This is a genomic window from Acetobacter fabarum, from assembly GCF_022483405.1.
Classification (GTDB): domain Bacteria; phylum Pseudomonadota; class Alphaproteobacteria; order Acetobacterales; family Acetobacteraceae; genus Acetobacter; species Acetobacter fabarum.
Genome location: NZ_JAKVNI010000001.1, coordinates 330,750 through 351,907, shown reverse-complemented (window position 1 = coordinate 351,907; position 21,158 = coordinate 330,750). Strand labels below are relative to the sequence as shown.

The following is a 21,158-nucleotide window of genomic DNA, read 5'->3' as shown; positions in this document are numbered from 1 at the left end:
AAAAACATCATCACGAAAAGTGCGGAAGAACCCAGTTCTCAGTGAAAATCAACACCTTGCAACCCATGGCCATAGTAATCACCGTTAGCAACCAGCCCATATATTCAGGGGGGGCTGATGCTGAAGACAGCACTGAGTCTGCCAGCGTCTCACCAATGTCCAGCAGGTCTATATCGTCCTGGCACAATCCGTTCTCAGCCATAAACCGTTGCGCCTTCTCCAGCGCAAGGGCCGCCTCATGCTGGTTAGGCGATTTGGAGAGTGCGAGCAGCTTCTTCAGCCGCTCCATAATCTTTTCATCCATGTGACACCGTGCCTTTCTCCATCCGGCTCTTCCATGCCTTGAGGGCTTCAATCACCTTGCGGGCCTGTGGTTCGTCCAGGAACTCTGGCGCACTCACACTCACGCACCGCTCTACAAAGGCCCGCAGTGCCTCCGTGGAGCCATCCCCACGCAGCATGGGCCTCATTTCCCGCCACAGGGCATAGACCTTACGCACCCATGGCTTGTGGTCCGGTCTGGTTGCCTTGAAGCCCAGCCGCTTCATTTCGGCCAGCACATCATGCAACTGGCCAACAGAACAGGCCGTGCTGGAAACATGCCCCGTCACGCGCTGGAGCAGCGCGCGATAGGTCACATCATCCAGCCCCAACTGACGGCGGCCAACATGGACTTTCTTCACCATGTCAGAACGGCCCGGAGTGGCTTTTTCGTTGGAAAGCATGTGAGGTTTCCGGGTCATGATGCTTCCTCTTTCTTGGCAAAGCGCGGGCGAAACATATCTGTCAGCTTGCCAGTGCTGCGGTCCAGATGGCGGGCAATGCCCGCAACATCATGCAACAGGTTAAAATCGTCTGCGTTTTCCAGACGGGCGAAGTCCATAGGGCAGCCGTTGGAATGGACCGCGTTGAGGTCCATTTGAATATCAAGCATCACATCCATGGGGAGGATTTCCTCCCCCCGTGCCATATACAATTCCGCCACACGACGGCTAATGCGAGTGACGATCTCCCGTTCTTCAGGCGTAGCAGTGAATTTTACAGCCATCACACCACCTCCAGAGAAGAGAACTGGAGCCGGATCGGCTGCCAGTCCTGGTCCCGCGTTTCCCGCCAGTAAAAGCGCAGGTATGGCTTGCTGCTGGAAACCTCAATGCTGTTCGCCACGGCCTCCATAACATCAGGCCAGCGCGGGTGTGTCAGCCGCACTTTGCGGACCTGCTGCAAACGGTCCACGTTCACACGCCCTGTTCGTTCATCCGGTTCAAACGCAGCAGACAGCAGCAGGCGAATATCCGGGCTGACATTCTCGGTCAGATCGTCCAGAACTTCCCCCATCAGGGCTTGCGCCGCCATAATGTCAGACGTGACGCGCCGGAAGTCGGCAACCGACAATTCAACCTTAAAGCAGCTATCCAGACTCTCTGCCTGAAATGCCCCCCGTGACCCTTTGCGCTTTTTGACCCGATACTGTTCCAGCAAAGCGGTTTCATAGTTGCGCGCTTTTTCAAACATGCGCCGCTTCTGCTCAACCATCAGTTCGTGCAGGGCCTTGGCATCGTTCACCAGCTCAATGGCCAGATCATTGGACAACAGCGTGGTCGGAGCCATCCGTTCACGGGGCCACGGGCCAGAGCAGGTCATAACCATGCCTTCCATGTTAACGCTCATCCTACGTCTCTCCTGTTCATTCCCGAGTAATATGAAAAAAGGTCTTTGGAGGCCCCGGTCAGGCTCACACGCAGTTTCTCGACTGCTTCAAAAGCCTGCTGGTCGGGCATGAGGTCCGTCATGCCGGGCACGGCGTAAAACTCGCCGTTAAAAGCCCTGTGGCGCAGGTAGGCTTTCAGGGCGTCCCGTGTGCCGCAGCACAGCGGGAGCGCACCATCGGGAAAACCCACGCCGGGGTGCCACTCAATCTGCCCGTTCCGCTGGACCCACGCGGTGTAAATTTCACCAGTCACACGCGGTGCCATCAGTGCATCGTCCCTTTGTTAAGGTTGACCGGCAACAACCGCATGGTGCGCTCAATGTTCGCCTGAACCATGGAAAAATGGAGAACACTGACAACAGCCAAACTCCAGGCAGCGTCATGCAGCTCTTTCATCATGCCGCCATTGCCCTGCGTAATGCTGACAATCTGCGCCATATCCTCGCCAATGCGATCAATGACACTGGCGAGGGACAGCGTGGGGTTCTTCTTCGCCATGTCATCCAGCGCCTCTCCCATGCTTTCAAAAATGGCGGGCAGGTTCACAACTGCCGTGCAACTCCCGCTCATGGCCGCACCTCGACAAATTCCGCATCAATGATCTGCGGCATGGCCTGCACGGGAATGCGCAGCATGGTGAACGACCCTTCCAGTTCACTCGCCATCCGGGCCAGCCACTCCGCATATTCCTGCCGATCACCACTACTCAGCACAGTAAAATCCCGAGGCTGAGAAAAAAGCTGCGCCCCTACACGCATCTGACGCAACACGCGGTCAATGCACTGGATGGGTGTTTCGGTTCTTGCTTCAGGCATCACAGTGCCTCCATCTGCGCGAGGATTTCACCAGCGGTGGCACCCTCGGGATAGCTTTCAAAAAACTCACGGATCACCTGCCGCCTGTTGTCACCGGCAACGTGGGTTTCATGCGTCAGGACAAAAGCCAGATGGCTTGCCGTGGCATCAGCGGGGCTGCTCCGCAGAAACTCCCGAATATCGCGCAGCAGGGCACGGTGGCGTTCGGGCTGGGCAAAAATGGTGCTGTCAACAACTTCTGTCAGAACGTCAGACGGCACGGGCATTTCAAGAATGGACATTATGCAGCCTCCATTTCATCAAACGGTGCAAAAGAAGGAAGGTATCCGCGCGCAATAGCGTTGGCTCCGCTACGGTGCCGCATCAGCATGTCAGTGGTAATCACCAGCCGGAGCCGTCCGTTTTCATCGCGCTCAAAGAGGTGAGCCAAAGCATTGTCCATTGCTCCAGACTGGCACCACTGCATCCAACGGCCACGCAGCGCGATTTCAGTGCCATACTCACCAGATACGACCTGCCAACTCAGGTTTTCCCGCAAGCCGTAAACAATGCCACTGAGCAAACGCCGGTCATCACTACGCTTGTGCGCAAATTTGGACGGCAGCCAGGGCTTGAGTGCATGCATCTGCTCTGTCGTCAGCCAATAGTTTCCGCTCTTGCGGCGGCACTCTTCTACCCGCCGAGGCTTAAACCACATTGCCGCTGCCTTTATCTTTCCAAGGTCGGTCAGCACAAAGGTGTCTTCAGAGCCATCCAGAAGCGTTATAAACCCGCGTTTCTGCATCACGTTGGTCTGATACGTTGTTGTGTCGATCAGAGCGCAGCCTTCTGCTGGCTCCCACATGAGTTTATGTGCATAGGCACGGAGTTTTACCGCGCCGTATGTATGGGCCAGCCAGATAATGGTCTTCATGCCAGGAGAAATTTGCAGGATCATTCCCATTCCCCTTCCAGTGCCGACTTTACATCGGCCACGCTCAGGTTCTCATCCAGCCCTTCCAAAAACTCCCTGATCAGTTGGCGGCTTTCAGGCCCCATCTGCACCTTCACAGCCACATCATCCGTGATCAGGTTATACAGATCGGAAATTTCACTTTCTTCTTTGGCGGGTATCCGGCCTTCTGTTTTTTTGGGTGCTTTAGCCATGCCGATCACTCCCGCCCTTCAAAGGATGGAAGCTCGGTGCCGGTCAGTTCCTTCCATGCCAGCTTCAGGTCTGCTTCCCGCAGCTCTTCTCTCTCATCGGAGCGCATCAGCATGTAAGCGTAGCGTAGGGTCTTATTGAGCGTACGCAGGTGGCCGGGCTGCATGGCAATCCAGCGGCATGTTTTACGCAGCACGCTGCCCGTGATCTCCCATGCGTCCAGCAAAGGCATCACGTCTTTTACCTGCGGTTTATCCCGGTTTTTCCGCATACCAATGCGGGAAAATATCTGGGCATGGGAAGCCTGACGCCCCATCCCCTCAATCCGAGCCTTGAGCGGAATATTCCCCATAAAGACCAGCCCTATGCGGGCTTCGTCATAAATTTTGCGCAACAGATCGATGGACTCTGTTTGCAGGTTCTGTGCCTCATCAACAATAATCAGACCGCGCGTGCCAACAACACGTTCCAAAATGCTATCCATCATACCGGGGCCGCGTTGTTCATTCGCATCCACCAACCTTGTCAGTTTGCGCAAGATTGCAGTCGGGCTGCGCATGGAACTGTCGGCCGTCATCAGCCACACATTGGGGTTGGCATTCCGGTAGTTTTCCGCTGCCAGTGTTTTCCCGAGCCCCGCGTCCCCAGTGATCAGGCCAACATCTGGTCCAGATTGTGAATATTCAAAAACACTCATCCAAATCTGGGCTGTCGGTGTTTCAATAAAACCGGGCTCCTTTGGCATGGAACGGCGTACTTTCGTGCTGGTCCTGCAATTTTCCAGCCAACGGCTTACCTTTTCATCAACCTTCTCATTGTTCCCCGCGTATTTGCCATTCATCCACGCGGAAAGTGTCGAGTAACTGACCCCCGACTGGTTGGCTGCTGCGTTGAGACTAAGTTCATCGCTCTCCATCTGCGCACGAACGCGGGTGCGCAGCGTGTCAGAGGTTGAGTTTTCCTGTTCGCTGCCGATTACGGCAACGCCATTTTCAATTTCAGACATTATTAAAGACCTTTTAGAGAGTAATTAGCGCTGCTCACGCATGAATTGGCGCATCTTTATTACTGTCGATACTTCTTCATCATCATCCTCCAGAAAGTCTGGATCGACTGCTACCGCTGCATTGCCATGGGCTACCAGGGGAGCAGGACGGAACGGTCTCACCACCTTGGTTTCCGGCAGGTTCTCCTCGGGCACGTCTTCACTGATAAATACGTCTGCAAGCTGCTTTGTATCCAGCCGGACTTCCGCCGCCCGCAAATCTTTCGCCAGCTTCCTGAATGCCTTGAACTGTCGGGCAGCAGCCTGCGCGGCTGTCTTGTCGTTAAACCCGGCTTTCTCCACGCACGGAGCTGCCCCCAGATACGTTCCATCTATCCGGTAAACATGCAGATCATCATGCATGGCCTGCGGGTCGAACCGCACCACAACAGAGGTGCCCCGGTGCTGGTGCAGGAAGTCTGCCCAATAACGGTTATCCGCCAGCACAATCACGCCATCACGTCGCGCCACGGTCACGCTTTCCGCAGCCATCAGGCACATGCGCTGCTGCTCCTTGGTGGCCGTAACAATCTCACCCCGGTTTGCTGCCTGTGCGTAGCTTTCGGTAAACACATCATCAAAGCTGCGCTTCCCCTGGCACACGTCGGACCGACGGCCGAGGCGGGCATTGTGCTCGCGAATACCCTCGGCCACTACCTCAAGGAACACCTCCAGTGGCACGGCAGTGCTACCATAGTTTTCCGGCTTGCTGGTCACTGTGTTGCCTGTGTAAGCCCCTGCAAACCGAGGATGCTTGGCAAGGTCACCAGCCAGATCACGCCATGCCCGTTCAATGGGCTTTGAGCGCCCGCTGTATGGTGTGGCCCAATGCACTTCAACACCCAAAAGAGGCAGAATACCCATGGGTTCATCATCCCGCACCTTGAAGCGGTAGCGGTTCTGCACGCCGCCCGTCAGCCACTTGCTGGCAAAGTTGCGCCCGTTATCCAGCCAGCATTTTTTCGGAACACCGTATTTGGCAACCATGTCGCCAAAGGCCAGACGTACGCATTCCTTGTTTTCAGAAACATCTACCCGCCAGGACAAAATCTTGCCGCTATAAATATCCTGAAAGCCAACTAAAACGGGCCTGACAATCATCTCCTTTCCGTTTTCAATCCATTTCACAAACACGTCGAACTTGTGACCATCCGCGTTGACCGCTTCCAGCGCATGGAACACAGCGTGGTCACGCTTCTGGGCAGGGAACATAACTTTGAGTGCCTGCTCTCCTTTCCGGCACAATGTCAGCAATTCCGGGGGCAGCGTATCCATGCGGCGTTTGAGGGTTTTAGACGATGGTAACTGCCATCCCCGTTTTTTAGCCAGCCCCTCAAGCCTACGCATGCAAGCCGTAAAGGTTGGCTCTTCCAGCCGTAGGTAATCGGCCTTCAGAATATCCCAAGCCTCTGTCGGGCATTCAACCTGCTCGGCACGCTTGGCATAGTGAGGGGCCAATGCTGCCAACCAGTCACACTTATTGAAGCCACGCACGTCCCGATACCAGTTCATGATAGTGGTCGTGCCAACACCCTCCATCTTGGCAATCTGCATCACCGCCATTTTTTTTCGGCACCCGGCATCCACCAAGGTCTCAACAGCCATAACAATGCGGTGCGCCTTTTCCGCGCGCGCTTTCAGGCTATTCGGCAAGGCATCATAGCGGGTCCAGATATCCTGCCGCTCACGCATCGCCGTATCGTGCTCAACAACCTCGGCATCTTGCATCTTTACAGCCAACGCAGCGCGTGCAGGCAACGGCAATGCAAAAGGGGTAAATTCATAACCGCCGCCCGCTTCCTTGCGAACGCGCCATGACTTCCCTTCATTTTCCGGGGCAAGCCAGTTTTCTGTCTCAATACGGATATTAATGCCGCGCTTTGAGGCTGGAAGCCCAGGCAAAGCCATTGCAGCCAACTCCGCTGGAGAAAACCATAAAACGCTATTCAGCATCACCGTCCTCCACGCACCATCTGCCTGCGCAACCCGCTTTCCATGCGAGCGAGTTCCTGCTTGCGTTCACGCACTGCTGCCAGCTCAATCATTGGCAGGAAGCGCTTCTCAATCACTGTCCAACCGCGTGGCTGAACAAGAAATTCCACTAAACGCCGGTCCTGTGTGGCCCCCACAAGGGCGTCAAAGCGAGGCACACTGATCTGGTGGCCATCCCGCTGCACGCTGGCGTAAGCATTCAGCATATTCAGGCTGACAGGACGTGCCAGAATGTCACTCATGCGCTCTGCCACTTCCGCACGGCTCAGACTGCATTCGTCCAGCGATACCGCTATGGCCCGCGCCAACTGCGCCTCAAACCCGTTGCCCCGGATCAGGAAAGGATCAAAGGCGGCAACCGGCTCTGGTGGCGCCCAGTCCAGCAGAGAAAGCTGACGTTCATCCTTCCGGGTCATGCTACTCTCTCCATACTTCCAGTCGTCTGACGTAGCATGGCGTCAGCCCGAACAATTTCCAGAAAGATTTCCTCAGAGCAGTCGAGTGCCCAAAGAATGTTGAACAGCACACTGATTTTAGCACCCTGTAAACCGCGCTCGATTTTGCTTATAATCTCATCACTATGCCCGCATTCGTGAGCCAGACGCTCGGCCGTCCAGCGCCGTTTAAGCCGCTCCCGCCGGACGATGCTGCCCATAGCGGAAGCCAGTGCATGGGTGTCTACCTTATTCATGCAGCTTCCCTCCCATCATCCAGAGGTAACCCCGGCGCAATGTATTCCTGAAACCGCATGCGGGTGGCGCTATCAGCCTTGCCCCAAAGAGCCATAAGCTTTTCCAACATGGTTGGCGGAGATTTTTGGGGCTTCCCCTTAATCTGCCGGATGATTTCAGAGACATTTTTCATAGCAGGCCACTGCACAATAAACTGCGCAATCTGCCGCTGCATGTCGGGAGTTTCACGGGCCAATGCATCAAGTTGCGCACCACTTGCCGCAATCCATGTATTGGCAATTTTTTCCCGCACATCCGTCATAATGCTGGTATAACGGGCAACGGAACGCCGAATTGTTCTGGCATCCAAACCGAGCTTCTGGGCAGTTGCCTCGGTAAAGGACGGGATCAAGTGGACAAGGCTGTCCACTTGATCCGACTTCCGGTCCCCACCGTGTTTCGTTTCTGGGTGGAGTTCCTCGTAAACCTCCTTACGTCGCGCAAGAAATGTTGCCCTGTCGAGTGGACTCAGTTCCCGGCGGCAGATATTTTCGTCAATTTCCAGTAACTGCGCTTCAAGCTCTGTTGCCTTCACCACAACAGCAAATGCTGTTTCAATGCCCGCCAGAGCCAAGGCCCGCATGCGGTGTGCACCAGCAATCAGCCGATACCGCTTACCAACTTTCCTTACTTCAATGGGGGTGCGCTGCCCCTGTTCCTGCATACTGGCCGCAATAACGGCCGCAGCATCATCATCAATTCCACGCAGGCGCTCACCAACGTCAATATCTGCGAGTGGAATAGACACGACCGAGAGAAGTGGTTGAGGTGCAACCATGTTCATGCTGCCACCTCATTTTGACGGTGTGTGCTGCACGGCATGGCAGTAGGAGTTCTGTCAGCACGGAATGAGACAGGAGTTCCATCAGTATGAAACCGATCTGGCCACACTTCATGAGGCTCACGCCCAATCTGCTTGGCAATTTCCCGTTCCAGCGGGACAGAATAACCCGGCTGGGCAAGTGCCTGCGTAATTGCATTGGAGTTGCGCCCAAGATGGCGGGACAACGCAGAAAGGCTTCCCCACTTCTTACGGAGCGACGCTTTTACGTCCTCCACGTGCATTCCTAATGGCTTTCGTGCCATAATAGCCTCCTAAACCGGGGCGATGGCAGTCGCCCCTCTTTTTGGTCCCCACGCCGTAGCTTTCGCCCGGCTTTTGCATCCGTAGGGAATGAACGTGAGCATACAACCTAAAAGAGGCATTGCAACAGGAAAGAGTAGCTTCCCGCTTCTTTTGTGTGGATATTCTGTGAATAACGCCTTTTTTATGAGCCATAACAATGCGTTAGGGTTCTGGAATACTCGAAATGTCTAATTTCCCAGCTGAAAAAAAGAACTGGGAAGTCTCTGGTGTCCCTGAAAGGCTTCGTGATGCTGTTGATAAGGGTGGTGGCTACAACACAATAGTAAAGCGGTCAGGCGTCTCCCCAAGCTCTCTTAACGAGTATCTAAAGGGGCGTGTCCTACGAATAGATACAGCAGCTCGTCTGGCGTTTGCCTGCGGAGTCTCTCTTCAATGGCTGATTTTTGGCACGGATGATGCTGAGTCGGCCGTTTCTGGGGCTGCAAACGATGATACATCATTGATTGATTATTATGATGTTGCAGCCTCGGCAGGTTTTGGAATGTCCTGCCCCGACACACCGCAACCCGAAAAAGTGTCCATTTCCCGCCATTTTCTGCGCTCCGAACTCGGTCTAAATCCGTCAGGAACAATCATGCTGCAGGTAAGCGGGGACAGCATGGAACCTACCATGCGTGCCGGAGACAAGCTGATAGTAGACACAGAGCGCCGTCAGTTACTCGATGGCATACATGTTATGGTCGCTAGCGGAACCTTGCTCGTAAAACGCCTTTCCGCCGGTATGCACGGAACTGTCCGCATAATTTCCGATAATGATCGCTACCCCACACAAGAAGCAGAAATCAGCCGTTTCCGCTGGGGCGAACCAGACGGCGGAGACGCCATAACAATAATAGGCCGCGTAGCCTACAGACTACAGGCAATGTCGTAGTGTAAATGTGAGATATTTCAGTGTCGGATGATAAGCCAGTAAGCATGAAAAAAGGATTTGCTGTAATATTTGCCATATCTTCTATTTTTGGCATCATAACAGCACTATCAAACTCAAGCAGCCCCTCTTACATGGTAAATCCCGATTCTGAACCCAGAACAGATATGCTTGAAAAAACGACATTTAGCGGAATTCCAAGAAAAAAAATTCCTGTTGTTAAATTTGCTATCTCATCGCTCTTAGAAGCCTGCCCCAACATTTCTAAATATGCCGTGCATGGTGAGAATATACATGTTTATTACTATCCGAATGGATGGGAGGCGACACCCGCTCACCTAGATGTTGAACTCGATCTTGAGCGCGAAAGTTTAGAAGCGATGCCTCAAGGGCTACGAGACCCTCAGTGGGGAGGTCACGTAGAGTTAGGCGTGTCGGGAGGAAAAAATCCGGGAGCCATCATGGAAATGCCGCTGCCCCTATGGTTATGCAATATGCCAGTAGATCCTGATATTCTGTCGAGTAGGGAGCGCCACTGGGAGCAAGAAAAGCGTTTTCTGCCTTTGCCAAGTATCTCACCTAATAGCTTTTAAAAGGTCTTTAAAAGGTGACTTGATTAGCAGAGCCTGCCTAACAGATTGCTTCCATATTTGGTGTCTTTTTGCCCCGATTGATGCTGCGGTTCCAGACACATACGTCAGACGCGGAAACCAAGACGGCTACTCGGCAGATATGGCCATAATGGCGGGCTTCTCCGGTTTTTCATCCCACAATATCCCCGGTAGTCCCATATAATCCCGTTGTTCCCTTGGTTCCATTTCCTGTGTCCCCTTACACCCAGTGCGCCATGCTGCTGGAACAGCTTGAAGGATTTTATAACAGCCTGCGCCGGGCAAACCAGAACCGTAAAAAACCGCGTTCTGGTGTGGCGGCAGGCTAGGCCTGTCGGGGAAAAAGCTGGTGCAAGGCATGGATTTGTAAAAAATATGCACAATGTGCGTTTTTTTAACTTGCCATGTGCGCGCAGCCTGCGTATGTAAATACCTACATTGGAATTCCTGCGCCAGACCGCAGCAAGCCGCCCCACCGGGCGGCTTTTTTTATGGGCTGGGCGCTACGCGGCACACAGCGCCGTATTCCCCATTTGTGGAAAAATCATGATCCAGTCAGTCAGCTATGCCGATGTGGTGCGCCTGCACCGCACGGATGCCGTGTGCGTTGGCCTGCGTGCGGGCCTGCCCTTGCTCTGCTTTTTGGTGCCCGAGGCGGAAAATACACGCCACAGGGCCGATGTTCCCCTTTCGTGGTGCGAGAGTGCGCAGGCCAATCTGCCGCCAGAGGTGCGCGTGCGCTGTGTTGTGCGCGAGCGGGCGGTGCGCGGGCCGGTTGTGGGGCAGCTCCCCCAGCCTGCCATGCAGCGCATTCACGCCATGATCGCGCGCGAGCGTACCAGCCAGACGGTGGAAGGAGGCTGGCCGCACAAGACCACGCCCCACAATAAGGCCAGCACCCATGCCTGCATGCAAAAAAACACCAGTTCCCGTAACGGCACTGCCCGAACCGGCTATTACGCCTGAGGTCTGGGAGCATATCTTCAGTCAGGCGGAGGAAGGCCACACCCTGCGCCAGATCAGCACGGGGGCGGGCATGCCAACATGGGAGCATATGCGCGCCAGCCTGCGTGCAAGCCCCACACTGGCCAGCCGCTACGCCCGCGCAAGAGTGCTGGCAGCAGAAGCGTTTGAGGACCGGCTGTTACAGGAGGTCCATAGCATTAGCGGGGAAGATACAGCCGCCATGCGCCTGCGGATTGATACCCTCAAATGGATCATGTCCAAGCGTGCGCCCGCCCGCTACGGCGAAAAAGCAGCAGGTGAACCACAGGAGCCCCCCGCGGCCCGGCCCGATGGCAGGCCTCGCACCATTCGCCGTGTGATTGTGGACCCGCAGGTGCGAGAAGCAGTAAAAAATGAGCAGACCAAGCCTTAAAATACCCACGGCAAGGGTGTTCGCACCCCTGCTGGCTCCGTGCCGTTACAAAGGCGCTTATGGGGGGCGTGGGTCGGGCAAGTCGCATTTTTTTGGCGAATGCGTGGTGGAGGAGCATCTGCGGCTGGCAGGGCACCGCACGGTGTGCATCCGGGAGGTGCAGAAATCCACCCAGTTGTCCTCCCGCCAGTTGATTATTGATAAAATCAGCCAGTTTAACCTGCAACGGTATTTTGATGTGCAGGACAGGGCCATTCGCACACCGGGGGATGGGTTAATTGTGTTTCAGGGCATGCAGAACCACACGGCAGAAAGCCTGAAGTCACTCGAAGGGTTTGACCGGGCATGGGTGGAGGAGGCGCAGTCTGTCTCCGCCCTGAGCTGGCGTATGCTGCGGCCCACTTTGCGCAAAAAAGGGTCGGAAATCTGGGCATCATGGAACCCTCATGCCCCAACCGATGCGGTGGATGCGTTTTTCCGTGGTGCTGGCTCGGACCGGGCGGACCTTGTGGCCGTGCGGGCCAACTGGTCGGATAACCCGTGGTTTGATCAGGGCACCTTGCCAACAGAGCGGCTGGAGGACCAGCGCACCCGCCCCGATGAATACGGGCATGTATGGGAAGGGGATTACCAGAATTTTTCCGCAGCCCAGATTTTTGCTGGCCGGGTGCGGGTGCAGGACTTTGCAGTGCCGGAAGATACACGGTTTTACTACGGTGTGGACTGGGGTTTTGCCAAAGACCCACTGGCTGCCCTGCGCTGCTTTATTGTGGGCAATACCGTGTATATCGACCACGAAGCCGGAGGCATTGGCGTGGAGCTGGATGCCATACCCGCCGTGCTGGGGCAGGTGCCCAATGCCGGGCAATGGCCATGGAAGGCCGATGGCGCCCGACCGGAAACCATAAGTTTTCTGGCCCGCACATATGGGTTTCGTATCAGTGCCGCCAAAAAATGGCCCGGCAGTGTGGAGGACGGCATAGCCCGGCTTAAAGCGTTTGACGCCATTGTGGTGCACCCGCGCTGCAAACGGGTTGCGGAGGAATTTCGTTTGTATTCCTACAGAATAGACAAGGACACAGGGGATATTCTGCCCATTGTGGAGGACGCGCATAACCATTGGATAGATGCGCTGCGCTATGCGCTGGACGGGGTTATTCACAACCGGCGCACCATGCCCCGCTTTAACGCCGGAACGCTCCGGCACATTCTGCATGCCAGCAGGGACGGAAAAAACGGATGACAAACTGGTTGGCCCGCCTGCGTGGGCATTCAGGCGCAAACCCTGCGCAGGGTGGGGGAGTGCGCGCAGCCATGGCGGCGCCGCGGGGCAAGGCTGGGCGTATGGAGCCATTTTTGCCCCATAACCCACCTGCTGCGGCCCCGCAGCCGACCCACCCGCACACAGGGCATGGCGGGGGTAAGCGGCGTTTGGGCTTGAGTGCCCTGTCTGGCTTTGGCGGGCATGCTCTGGAGGAGCCTTCCCCCACCATACAGGACCGGGCGGCGGCCCTGTTCCTGCCTTACCAGCCCCCACGCGGGGTGCGCGGGGCAGGAGCGGCTGCACTGGCTATGGATGAAGGGCTGGGGGCGTATGCCAGCGCGCAGTATGGCATGGTCTCAAGCTTTGTGGAGCAGGGGCTTGCCTTTAAAGGCTACCCCACCCTGGCCGCCATGATGCTGCGGGCCGAGTTTAGAAAACCCGTGGAAATTATTGCGCGTGAGGCAACACGGGCATGGATCCGCTTCCGCTGCAACGGTGTGCAGGCCGATGCTGCCCAGACCGCCGCGCGCCTGCGTGCGGTGGAGGTGGAGTTCCTGCGCCTGCATGTGCGCGATGTGGTGCGCCGCCAGATTGTGCATGGTCTGGGCTTTGGCGTGGGCCATATATGGGTTGGCCTGCGTGGTGTGCCCCTGAACGATGCCGGGCAGGCCGTGCCCTTGTGCCCAACCCCGCACGGCATGGCGCGTGGCCAGCTTGAACGGCTGGTGAACATAGACCCCATATGGACCACACCCAACAGCTATAATGCGGATAACCCGCTGCGGGCGGATTACTACCGCCCGGCGGACTGGTGGGTACAGGGGGTGCTGGTCAACAGTTCGCGCCTGTTGAGCGTGGTGCCGTTTGAAGTGCCGGATATTCTCAAGCCCGCCTTCAACTTTGGCGGTCTGGCCCTGCCGCAGATGCTGGAAACCTACGTGCACAATTTTTTGCGCACGCGGCAGTCGGTATCGGACATGGTGAGTAATTTTGCCACCAAGATTCTGAAAACCGACATGAGCGGCACCATGCAGTCCGATACCGGCGTGCAGTATGCCGATATTGATGCCCAAAGTGTTACCGCACGTGTTGCGGCCATGAATGCCTGGCAGAGCAACAACGGTACGTTCGTGCTCGACCGCGAGAGCGAGGATTTTGACATAAAGTCAGCCCCGCTCAGCGGTCTTGCGGAGCTTCAGGCCCAGTCGCAGGAGTTCATGGCCGGTATTCCCGGCATTCCGCTGGTCAAGCTGTTTGGTATCCAACCGCAGGGTCTTAATGCGTCCTCGCAAGGGGAAATCAGGGTTTTTTATGATGAAATCGCAGCTTTTCAGGAGGCCCACATGGCCCCCGTGCTGCGGGCTCTGTTCCACCTTGTCCAGCTTAACCTGTGGGGGCGTATAGACCCCGATCTGGATTTTGAGTTCGTTCCCCTGTGGCAGATGTCCGAGCAGGAAGCCGCCGCAGTGGAAAAAACCAAAACCGACATGGACACGGCCAATATCCTCTCGGGCAAGATCACCCCGCACGAGGCCCGTGCGCGTGAGGCAGCGGATGCCCAGAGCCTGTACCGCACCGCAGGGCTTGCCCACCCCATGCCCGGCGGTGGGCCGGATGCGGATTTTGTCAAAACGCCACAGGCAAAAAGAGCAGAACAGCATGAATGACACACTCGCCCATGACCGCATGGGCTCGGTCCGCATGACCGATGAGGACGGACGCCTGCATGTGGCCGCAACCCCCATAAGCAAGGCGTGCGTTAACGCCTATTACGGGCGCGAAATACCCGGTGCAGATGCGCTGGGCCTTGCCCCGGACAGGCTGTACAACCTGCTGCGTGACCCCGCGGAACTGGCCCGCGCAGCGCCCAGCTTTAACGCCCTGCCGGTGCTGGCCGAACATGCCCACGTTACCGCTGCCGCCCCTCGGGCCGATCTGGTTGTGGGCACCACGGGCACCAATGCGCGCTTTACCAGCCCGTATCTGACCAATTCCCTGGCGATCTGGAATGCCGGGGCCATTCATAACATCCGCTCGGGCGCGCAGCGCGAACTCTCCTGCGCGTACCGCTACACGCCGGTCATGGAGGCAGGCCAGTTTGAAGGCCAGCCCTATGACGGGCGCATGACCAACATTCGCGGCAACCACGTGGCGCTTGTGCCCAGTGGGCGTGCCGGGCCGGATGTTGTGGTGGCGGATGCCAAACCAAAGGACATTGCTATGGTTCAAACACATGCAGCCCCCACGGCGGGGCAGGTTTTTGCCCGCCTTGGCACGGCTTTTGCCACAGGCGCACTGGCCATGACCGCAAGCCTGAGCGAGCTGGAAGCATGGCTCAGGCACACCGGCATGGCCTGTGCGCAGGGCACGGCGGAAGGGGCAGCCCCCCCGGTGCCGCCAGATAATGGCGCGGCAGAGGCAGGGGTGGGCGGCACAGGCCCCGCAGCCCACACCACTGCGGGCAGCCCTTCCTCCCCACCGCAGAAGCCCCCCCGTTCGGCCACAGAGCAGGACGGGGCGGCACAGCCTGCCACTGCGCAGGATAGCGCGGTGCAGAGTGCCGTTGCCGCAGCTCTGGCTGCCGAGCGCACCCGTGCTGCAAGCGCGCAGGAAGCCCGCAGCCTTGTCCGCCCGCTGGTGGGTGATGTGCTGGGCATGGACAGTGCTGCCGATATTCTACGCTACGCTCTGGGTGAGCAGGGTGTGGGCACGGAGGGCGTAAACGAGCCGGGGCTCAAAGCCCTTGTGCTGGCCTGCCTTGGTACGGCGGCTACCCCCGCCGCATCCGGCATGGGGGACCGCGCGGGGCATGCGCTGGGCGCGGCCGATCATGCGGCCCCCCATGCGGCGCATCTGGCAACCCGCTTTGGCGTGCCTGCGCCGCGCAAACTTTAAAACAAGGAGGCACAAATAATGCCTTTTCCCAATACAGTGCATTATGGCTGGCCTGCCGGGTTCCCCGGTGCATGGGCCAGCCAGAACCCCCAGCGCATGGTTGTGCCCGGGGTTAACGGGTTTTGCGCCGGGGCGGGGGGTGTGGCTGTGGCCGCCTTTGCCTGGGTGCAGGCTGACGGCACCACTGTGCTGAACAAGCCGGACCCGGCAAACCCCAAGGCCACGCCAACAGGTTTTGTTGTGCGTGCCCAGCAGGGGCAGGCCACGCAGTATATGCAGCAGAACACCATGACCATTGCACAGGGCTTTATGGTGGGGCTGGCCGAAGGGGGAGATGTGTTCGCCCAGGCGACCACGGCCTCGGCCACGGGGCAGGCGGTTTATGCTTCCCTTAGTGATGGCACGCTCCAGTGTGCGGCCGCAGGGGCGGCCCCTACCGGCACGGTGGATACGGGCTGGTCGGTGGCGCAGGGGGCGGCTGCGGGGCTGCCGTTCATTATTACCGGCCCAATTGCGGGTGCGCGTAGCGCGCTTTCCTCCACCTCTGGTACAGGGAACTAACAGGGTATGAGCACTTTTTTCCGGAACGATGCACCAGCCCTTGCGCGGGACTGGGGGATCCATCTTGGTGGTGTCAGCCGCTATTTTTCCGAACTGGCGCAGGATGCGGCCTTGCCTGCCAATATGGCAGTAACCGCGCCCAATAGCGGTATTCCCGCCCTGTTCACCACCTATACCGACCCGGTGGTTATTCGCGCTCTGGTAACGCCCACCCGCTCGGAGACCATTTACGGCACCGCCCGTAAAGGGGACTGGACAACCGATACCGCACAGTTCCCGGTTGTGGAACTCTCCGGTTACGCCGCAGCGTATGATGATTACAGCCCCGCAGGCACGGTGGATTCCAACGCCAACTGGGTGCAGCGCCAGTCTTTTTACTACCAGACCTGGACCCGCTGGGGCGAGCGTGAGGTGGAGCGTATGGGCGCTGCCAAAATTGACTGGGTCAACCAGAAGAACCTTGCCTCTGCCTCGGTCCTGAACCGTAACCAGAACCAGATCAACCTGTTCGGCGTTGCCGGGCTGGAACTGTATGGTGCGCTCAACGACCCCAACCTGCCGCCCGCCATTGCCCCCACGCCCAAATTTGCGGCGTCCGGCACGGCAGCAGCAGGGAACACATGGGCGGATACAACGGACCCCGTGCAGGTTTATGCTGATATTCTCAAGGCTTTTGGCACGCTGTCTGCACAGATGGGGGGCAACCTTACGCTTGAATCGCCCCTTACGCTGGTTATTCCCACCGAGCGGCAGCAGTGCCTGCTCTATACCAACCAGTATCAGGTCGCGTTGAGTGACCTGCTGAAGAAGAACCTGCCCAACCTGACCATCCAGACCCTGCCCGAAGCCGGGGTCACGCTGGGTGGCGGGCAGGCGGCTACCACGCTCATGCAGTTGTTTGTCAGCGAGGTGGAAGGCCAGCAGGCCGTGACTACCGCCTTTACCGAAAAACTGCGTGCCCATGCGGTGGAACGGTATTCTTCCAGCTTCAGGCAGAAAAAATCGCAGGGTACATGGGGGACCATCTGGTTCTACCCGCAGGCCTGCGTCACCATGGCAGGGGTTTAAAACCAATGGCAGCAGCATCTTCCAATGCCTCCCGCGCAGGGGGCACGGTTACGGTTATCTGCCGCATGCCCGCAGGGCTTGTGCTGGACCTGTATGACACGGCCGAACTGGCCGCGCGGGCCCGTGCGGCTACCCCGGTTATGGCGCCGCCCAAACCCAGCGCGCGTGTGCAGCTGAACGGGGCCAAGGCAGACCCGCGCTACCATGCGCGGGACAACCTGTTGCTGGGCATGGGGGGGCGTACACAGGTGGATGCCAGCTTCTGGCAGGCATGGCTGGCGCAGAACCCCAATTTTCTGCCACTCAAAAACGGGCTGATTTTTGCCCAGCCCGATACGGATGCCGCCGGGGCGGAACTGGCCGAGCGTGGCCAGCACCGCACCGGGCTGGAAGGGCTGGAGCCCACCAGCCTGCCCGGTGTAACGCCCTTTGCCCGGGATGCCGCCTGATGCCCGATGCCACCACAACCCCTGTGCCTGCAACGGCGGCCCTCACAACAGGTGCCGCCATGCCGGGCGTGGTCGTGTTTGATTACACGGCCTGGTCGGCCCGGTTTGCGGGGCTTGCGGCCAATGTGGGGGCAACGCAGGCACAGGCCTGTTTTGAGCAGGCTACGCTGTACCTGCCCAATACCCCCACAGGCCCGGTGCCCGATACAGGGCGGCGCGCGCTGCTGCTGGGGTTGCTGGTGGCCCATATTGCCACGCTGGAACTGCCACAGGAGCAGGGGGGCAATGGCGGGCTGGTGGGGCGTGTGGCCTCCGCCAGCAGGGGGAGTGTGTCGGTCACAACCGATTATGCCACCCAGACCGAGCGCGCGGCATGGTTTGCCCAGACCCAGTACGGGGCGGCCTTCTGGGCGGCCACGCGGGGGCTGCGGCAGGCACGCTACGTGCCCGGTGGACCGCAAATGCCACGGATATGGCCCTGATTTTTGTGTAACCGGAGTGTTCCGCCATGCAGATTTTTGCACTGGCTGGTCGGCTGAGTGGTGCGGTCAACCCCTGTGTTGCGGCAACCCTGCTGGCCAGCACGGGGAGTGTCACCAACCCCGATGGCAGCCAGACCCCCACCTACACCGCACTGGATTTGCAAATAGAGGTGCAGGCCGTAGCGGGGGAGGACCTGCAACTGGTGCAGAATATTGCCCAGCAGGCAGACAGGCGCGTGGTGTACCTGCCTGCTGCCGCCCGTGCGCTTAACGGCGCATTGCAGTGCGGGGGCGATATTTTGCAGTTTTACGGAGCGGACTGGCTCATTACCCAGTCCCTCGAACAATGGGGGGAGGGGGAATGGTCCAAGGTTCTGGTGATACGGCAGAACAGCCCACAGGCGTAACCTCCCCCAATGATGGGCAGATTTATGGGGCCGTGCGCAACTGGCTGCTCAGCACCCTGCCTGCCTGTGTGCAGGTGGTACAGGGCCAGCAGAACCGCGTGGCTCCACCTTTAGCCCCTTTTATTACCATGACTCTGGTGGAACGCACCCGCCTTGCCACCAATAGCTGGAGTTACACCCCCACCACGCGGGAGGTGCGCGAACCCGTAAGGGTTGGTGTGCAGCTTGGCGTGTTTGGGAGCGGTGCAGGGGGCTACGCACAAACCATAGCCACCCTGTGGCGCGACCCGCAGGCCGGTGCCTTTTTTGCGGGGCTGCCCTTCCCGCTGGCTCCGCTGGATGTGGACGCCCCCACCCAGTCCGGCTTCAGGGACGCCGAACATCAGTATGAAGAAAACTGGACTGTAACCCTGCATATGCAGGTCACATTCAGCCTGAGTATTGCTCAGGATTTTGCAACAACCCTTTCGGTCATCGCCCTGAGTGCCGATGTATCCGACCCGCCAGAGGAGTAACGCTGTGGCTGGCATTCCCATTTCCACCATTGTCAAGGTCGCCCCCGGTGTGCTGGCCGCCGGTGGCAGCCTGAACGCCCTGACCGGCCTTGTGCTGAGCACCAATGCTGCCGTTGTGCCTGTGGGCACCGTAAAGGACTTTACCACCGCGGCCGATGTGGGTGCGGCATTTGGTATGGAGTCCGTAGAATACCAGATGGCCTGCGTATATTTTGCAGGCTATACCAATGCCGCCCTAACGCCCGCCCGCCTGTTGTTTGGTGGGTACGCAAACCCCGCAACCGGGCAGAGCGTGGCCGAGCAGCTAACCGCCCTGCGCGCCACCAATGCCGCATGGAATGCCCTGACCCCCGCTTTTGAGCCTGATCTGGCGGACAAGCAGGCCATGGCCCAGTGGGTGGCGGCTCAGGGGAACACCCTATGGGCCGTGCTGTGGGATACGGACACCCAGGCCACCACCCAGAACAGCACAACCGCATTTGGCGTATGGCTTAAAAACCAGAACCTGAGCGGGGTCAGCGCTGTGTACAACGACCCGCAGACAGCGGCCCTCTGCCTTGGGTGGATGGCGTCCCTCTCCTTTGGCACAACGGCGGGGCGGCAGACGCTGGCCATGGTGCAGGATGCATCGGGGTTGATTGTGCCGCCTGTGGTGGATGGCACAATGGCCGCAACACTGCTGGATAACGGCTACAATTTTTACGGTGCGTATGCCAACGGCTCCAGCACGTTCCAGTTCATGCGGCCCGGTTGTGTGTCTGGCCCGTTCCTGTGGGCGGATAGTTACGTCAACCAGATCTGGCTCAATGCCAGCCTGACCTCGGACCTGATCACCCTTTTGCTCAATACCGGGCAGATTCCATACAATACGGAGGGTGATACCCTGGTGGCGGCCGCCGTGCAGGGCACCATTACGCAGGCACTGGGTTTTGGGGCCATTCAGCCCGGTGTGGCGTTAAGTACGGCGCAAAGGCAGCAGATCAACAATGCCTCGGCCATGGCTACGGCGGCGGACAGTGTGGCCACGCGGGGGTGGTATTTTATGCCCAACGTGTCCAGTGCTGCGGCGTCCTTCCGTGTGGCGCGTACCACCCCGCCCGCGCGCCTGTGGTACGCAGATGGCCAGAGCGTGCAGGCCATTACCCTGAACAGTGTTGAGGTACAGTAATTATGGCGCTCGATATTTCGGCAGCCAATGCCATTTTCACCATAACCGTGCCGGGCCTGTATAATGCGCCCGTTACACTCAAGAACTTTTCAACCGACCGGGCGTGGGATGTGGCGGAGCAGAACTGCGCGCATACCCAGATGTCGATAGATGGTTACCTGAACGCGGGTTTTGTGCCCGAACCCGTGGAGCAGTCCATTACGCTTTCTGCCGCGAGCGAGAGCGTTATTGTGTTTGAAGCTATTATGACCGCCCAGCAGACCGCGCGCACGCTCTACCGCCTTGGGGCGGAAATTACGCTCACCGGCACAGGCCGCAAATACACACTGGTCAATGGTGTGCTGCGTGGTGTGTCCCCCATGCCCAGTGCCGGGCGTCTGCTGGCAGACCGGCATTTTGCCGTAAGTTGGCAGGCTATTTACCCGGCGGGGCTGTAATGGCTATCCGCCAGACCAGCGTGACCGTCCCGCTTGAAGGGGCGGATTACGGCAAGGTGTTTGTCATTACCCGCATGTCCGCCATGGAGGCGGACCAGTGGGGGCGGCACTGCCTGCAGGCGGCCATTGCCTCGGGCGCGGATATTCCGGGGCTGGAGGTGGATGCCGGGCTGGCCGGGCTTGCAGCCGTGGGGCTGGGCATTTTTGGTGCCATGGACCCCGAGCGGATGGACAGCCTGCTGGAGCGGCTCATGCGCTGTGTGAGCGTACAGCCCGACCCGCGCAACGCCGCCGTGCGCCGCCCGCTGGATGAGAGCGATCTGGAGGAAATCCCCACCGTTGGCTGGCTCCAGAAGGAAGCTTTTGCCCTGCATGTGGATTTTTTCAAAGGCGTCGGCCCGTTGTTTTCCCTTCTGTCGGCCCTGCTTCAGACAGAACCCGGCGCGCCGCCGCCCGATGCCCCAATGTAA

32 protein-coding genes are annotated in these 21,158 nt (G+C 58.3%); 16 read left to right on the top strand and 16 right to left on the bottom strand.

All coding sequences use genetic code 11. The annotated features are described in order from the left end of the window. Window positions 1-10 precede the first annotated feature (10 nt). The 16 genes from LKE65_RS01805 to LKE65_RS01730 are packed head-to-tail and all read right to left on the bottom strand — an operon-like array spanning window position 11 to window position 8,503. Window positions 11-304 (bottom strand): DUF2786 domain-containing protein, encoded by a 294-nt coding sequence (locus tag LKE65_RS01805; RefSeq protein ID WP_278740246.1) that lies wholly within the window; start codon window positions 302-304, stop codon window positions 11-13. Next, a complete protein-coding gene (locus tag LKE65_RS01800) occupies window positions 297-743 on the bottom strand; it encodes a gp16 family protein (protein ID WP_278740245.1) in 447 nt (148 codons plus the stop codon). Before LKE65_RS01800 ends, LKE65_RS01805 begins: the two co-directional genes overlap by 8 nt. Further along, complete coding sequence (locus tag LKE65_RS01795) at window positions 740-1,048, bottom strand: DUF6874 family protein (RefSeq protein WP_278740244.1); 309 nt, start codon at window positions 1,046-1,048, stop codon at window positions 740-742. The genes LKE65_RS01800 and LKE65_RS01795 overlap by 4 nt, the downstream gene beginning before the upstream one ends. Then, complete coding sequence (locus LKE65_RS01790) at window positions 1,048-1,671, bottom strand: DUF3164 family protein (RefSeq protein ID WP_278740243.1); 624 nt, start codon at window positions 1,669-1,671, stop codon at window positions 1,048-1,050. Before LKE65_RS01790 ends, LKE65_RS01795 begins: the two co-directional genes overlap by 1 nt. Then, window positions 1,668-1,976 (bottom strand): hypothetical protein, encoded by a 309-nt coding sequence (locus LKE65_RS01785; RefSeq protein WP_278740242.1) that lies wholly within the window; start codon window positions 1,974-1,976, stop codon window positions 1,668-1,670. The genes LKE65_RS01790 and LKE65_RS01785 overlap by 4 nt, the downstream gene beginning before the upstream one ends. Next, window positions 1,976-2,257 carry a hypothetical protein gene (locus tag LKE65_RS01780; protein WP_278740241.1) on the bottom strand — a complete coding sequence of 94 codons (282 nt, stop codon included), beginning with the start codon at window positions 2,255-2,257 and terminating at the stop codon, window positions 1,976-1,978. Before LKE65_RS01780 ends, LKE65_RS01785 begins: the two co-directional genes overlap by 1 nt. A 20-nt stretch (window positions 2,258-2,277) precedes the next feature. After that, a complete protein-coding gene (locus tag LKE65_RS01775) occupies window positions 2,278-2,526 on the bottom strand; it encodes a hypothetical protein (protein WP_278740240.1) in 249 nt (82 codons plus the stop codon). After that, entirely contained in the window at window positions 2,526-2,807 is a 282-nt protein-coding gene (locus tag LKE65_RS01770) for a hypothetical protein (protein ID WP_278740239.1), read from the bottom strand. Before LKE65_RS01770 ends, LKE65_RS01775 begins: the two co-directional genes overlap by 1 nt. Continuing rightward, entirely contained in the window at window positions 2,807-3,463 is a 657-nt protein-coding gene (locus LKE65_RS01765; RefSeq protein WP_278740237.1) for a hypothetical protein, read from the bottom strand. The genes LKE65_RS01770 and LKE65_RS01765 overlap by 1 nt, the downstream gene beginning before the upstream one ends. Further along, on the bottom strand, window positions 3,460-3,672 hold the full coding sequence (locus LKE65_RS01760; RefSeq protein WP_278740236.1) for a hypothetical protein: 213 nt from the start codon (window positions 3,670-3,672) through the stop codon (window positions 3,460-3,462). Before LKE65_RS01760 ends, LKE65_RS01765 begins: the two co-directional genes overlap by 4 nt. 5 nt (window positions 3,673-3,677) lie before the next feature. Beyond that, window positions 3,678-4,676, bottom strand: coding sequence for an AAA family ATPase (locus LKE65_RS01755; protein WP_278740235.1), 999 nt, complete (start codon window positions 4,674-4,676; stop codon window positions 3,678-3,680). A 24-nt stretch (window positions 4,677-4,700) separates the two neighbouring features. Further along, the gene (locus tag LKE65_RS01750) at window positions 4,701-6,623 is read right to left on the bottom strand and encodes a transposase domain-containing protein (RefSeq protein WP_278740234.1); all 1,923 of its coding nucleotides are present in this window, start codon (window positions 6,621-6,623) and stop codon (window positions 4,701-4,703) included. A 44-nt stretch (window positions 6,624-6,667) separates the two neighbouring features. After that, window positions 6,668-7,123 carry a hypothetical protein gene (locus tag LKE65_RS01745; protein WP_278740233.1) on the bottom strand — a complete coding sequence of 152 codons (456 nt, stop codon included), beginning with the start codon at window positions 7,121-7,123 and terminating at the stop codon, window positions 6,668-6,670. Next, a complete protein-coding gene (locus LKE65_RS01740) occupies window positions 7,120-7,398 on the bottom strand; it encodes a helix-turn-helix domain-containing protein (RefSeq protein ID WP_278740232.1) in 279 nt (92 codons plus the stop codon). The genes LKE65_RS01745 and LKE65_RS01740 overlap by 4 nt, the downstream gene beginning before the upstream one ends. Then, complete coding sequence (locus LKE65_RS01735; protein ID WP_278741727.1) at window positions 7,395-8,216, bottom strand: ParB/RepB/Spo0J family partition protein; 822 nt, start codon at window positions 8,214-8,216, stop codon at window positions 7,395-7,397. Before LKE65_RS01735 ends, LKE65_RS01740 begins: the two co-directional genes overlap by 4 nt. 2 nt (window positions 8,217-8,218) lie before the next feature. Next, entirely contained in the window at window positions 8,219-8,503 is a 285-nt protein-coding gene (locus LKE65_RS01730; protein ID WP_278741726.1) for a helix-turn-helix domain-containing protein, read from the bottom strand. 245 nt (window positions 8,504-8,748) lie between these two features. Between LKE65_RS01730 and LKE65_RS01725 the strand changes: the two genes are divergently transcribed. The 16 genes from LKE65_RS01725 (at window position 8,749) to LKE65_RS01650 (ending at window position 21,158) form a co-directional block, all read left to right on the top strand. Continuing rightward, a complete protein-coding gene (locus LKE65_RS01725; protein WP_278740231.1) occupies window positions 8,749-9,456 on the top strand; it encodes a LexA family transcriptional regulator in 708 nt (235 codons plus the stop codon). 44 nt (window positions 9,457-9,500) lie between these two features. Beyond that, on the top strand, window positions 9,501-10,046 hold the full coding sequence (locus LKE65_RS01720; RefSeq protein WP_278740230.1) for a hypothetical protein: 546 nt from the start codon (window positions 9,501-9,503) through the stop codon (window positions 10,044-10,046). Between the two features lie 564 nt (window positions 10,047-10,610). Then, window positions 10,611-11,030: a hypothetical protein gene (locus tag LKE65_RS01715; RefSeq protein ID WP_278740229.1), complete on the top strand. Its 420-nt coding sequence runs from the start codon at window positions 10,611-10,613 to the stop codon at window positions 11,028-11,030. Beyond that, the gene (locus LKE65_RS01710; RefSeq protein ID WP_278740228.1) at window positions 10,966-11,442 is read left to right on the top strand and encodes a hypothetical protein; all 477 of its coding nucleotides are present in this window, start codon (window positions 10,966-10,968) and stop codon (window positions 11,440-11,442) included. Before LKE65_RS01715 ends, LKE65_RS01710 begins: the two co-directional genes overlap by 65 nt. Beyond that, entirely contained in the window at window positions 11,423-12,685 is a 1,263-nt protein-coding gene (locus LKE65_RS01705) for a PBSX family phage terminase large subunit (RefSeq protein ID WP_278740227.1), read from the top strand. The genes LKE65_RS01710 and LKE65_RS01705 overlap by 20 nt, the downstream gene beginning before the upstream one ends. Then, window positions 12,682-14,373 (top strand): phage portal protein, encoded by a 1,692-nt coding sequence (locus LKE65_RS01700; RefSeq protein WP_278740226.1) that lies wholly within the window; start codon window positions 12,682-12,684, stop codon window positions 14,371-14,373. Before LKE65_RS01705 ends, LKE65_RS01700 begins: the two co-directional genes overlap by 4 nt. Next, window positions 14,366-15,601, top strand: coding sequence for a DUF2213 domain-containing protein (locus tag LKE65_RS01695; RefSeq protein ID WP_278740225.1), 1,236 nt, complete (start codon window positions 14,366-14,368; stop codon window positions 15,599-15,601). The genes LKE65_RS01700 and LKE65_RS01695 overlap by 8 nt, the downstream gene beginning before the upstream one ends. A gap of 18 nt (window positions 15,602-15,619) precedes the next feature. Beyond that, window positions 15,620-16,162, top strand: a complete 543-nt coding sequence (locus tag LKE65_RS01690; protein WP_278740224.1) for a structural cement protein Gp24 — start codon at window positions 15,620-15,622, stop codon at window positions 16,160-16,162. 6 nt (window positions 16,163-16,168) lie between these two features. After that, on the top strand, window positions 16,169-17,230 hold the full coding sequence (locus LKE65_RS01685) for a DUF2184 domain-containing protein (RefSeq protein WP_278740222.1): 1,062 nt from the start codon (window positions 16,169-16,171) through the stop codon (window positions 17,228-17,230). A 5-nt stretch (window positions 17,231-17,235) separates the two neighbouring features. Continuing rightward, window positions 17,236-17,679: a hypothetical protein gene (locus tag LKE65_RS01680; RefSeq protein ID WP_253530553.1), complete on the top strand. Its 444-nt coding sequence runs from the start codon at window positions 17,236-17,238 to the stop codon at window positions 17,677-17,679. Continuing rightward, window positions 17,679-18,161 (top strand): DUF4054 domain-containing protein, encoded by a 483-nt coding sequence (locus LKE65_RS01675; protein ID WP_278740220.1) that lies wholly within the window; start codon window positions 17,679-17,681, stop codon window positions 18,159-18,161. The genes LKE65_RS01680 and LKE65_RS01675 overlap by 1 nt, the downstream gene beginning before the upstream one ends. Before the next feature lie 26 nt (window positions 18,162-18,187). Further along, on the top strand, window positions 18,188-18,568 hold the full coding sequence (locus tag LKE65_RS01670; protein ID WP_166115852.1) for a hypothetical protein: 381 nt from the start codon (window positions 18,188-18,190) through the stop codon (window positions 18,566-18,568). After that, entirely contained in the window at window positions 18,523-19,083 is a 561-nt protein-coding gene (locus tag LKE65_RS01665) for a phage neck terminator protein (RefSeq protein WP_253530544.1), read from the top strand. The genes LKE65_RS01670 and LKE65_RS01665 overlap by 46 nt, the downstream gene beginning before the upstream one ends. 4 nt (window positions 19,084-19,087) lie before the next feature. Further along, complete coding sequence (locus LKE65_RS01660) at window positions 19,088-20,251, top strand: DUF3383 family protein (RefSeq protein ID WP_278740217.1); 1,164 nt, start codon at window positions 19,088-19,090, stop codon at window positions 20,249-20,251. A 2-nt stretch (window positions 20,252-20,253) separates the two neighbouring features. After that, window positions 20,254-20,688: a phage tail fiber protein gene (locus LKE65_RS01655; protein ID WP_253530538.1), complete on the top strand. Its 435-nt coding sequence runs from the start codon at window positions 20,254-20,256 to the stop codon at window positions 20,686-20,688. Further along, the gene (locus LKE65_RS01650; RefSeq protein ID WP_166115858.1) at window positions 20,688-21,158 is read left to right on the top strand and encodes a hypothetical protein; all 471 of its coding nucleotides are present in this window, start codon (window positions 20,688-20,690) and stop codon (window positions 21,156-21,158) included. The genes LKE65_RS01655 and LKE65_RS01650 overlap by 1 nt, the downstream gene beginning before the upstream one ends.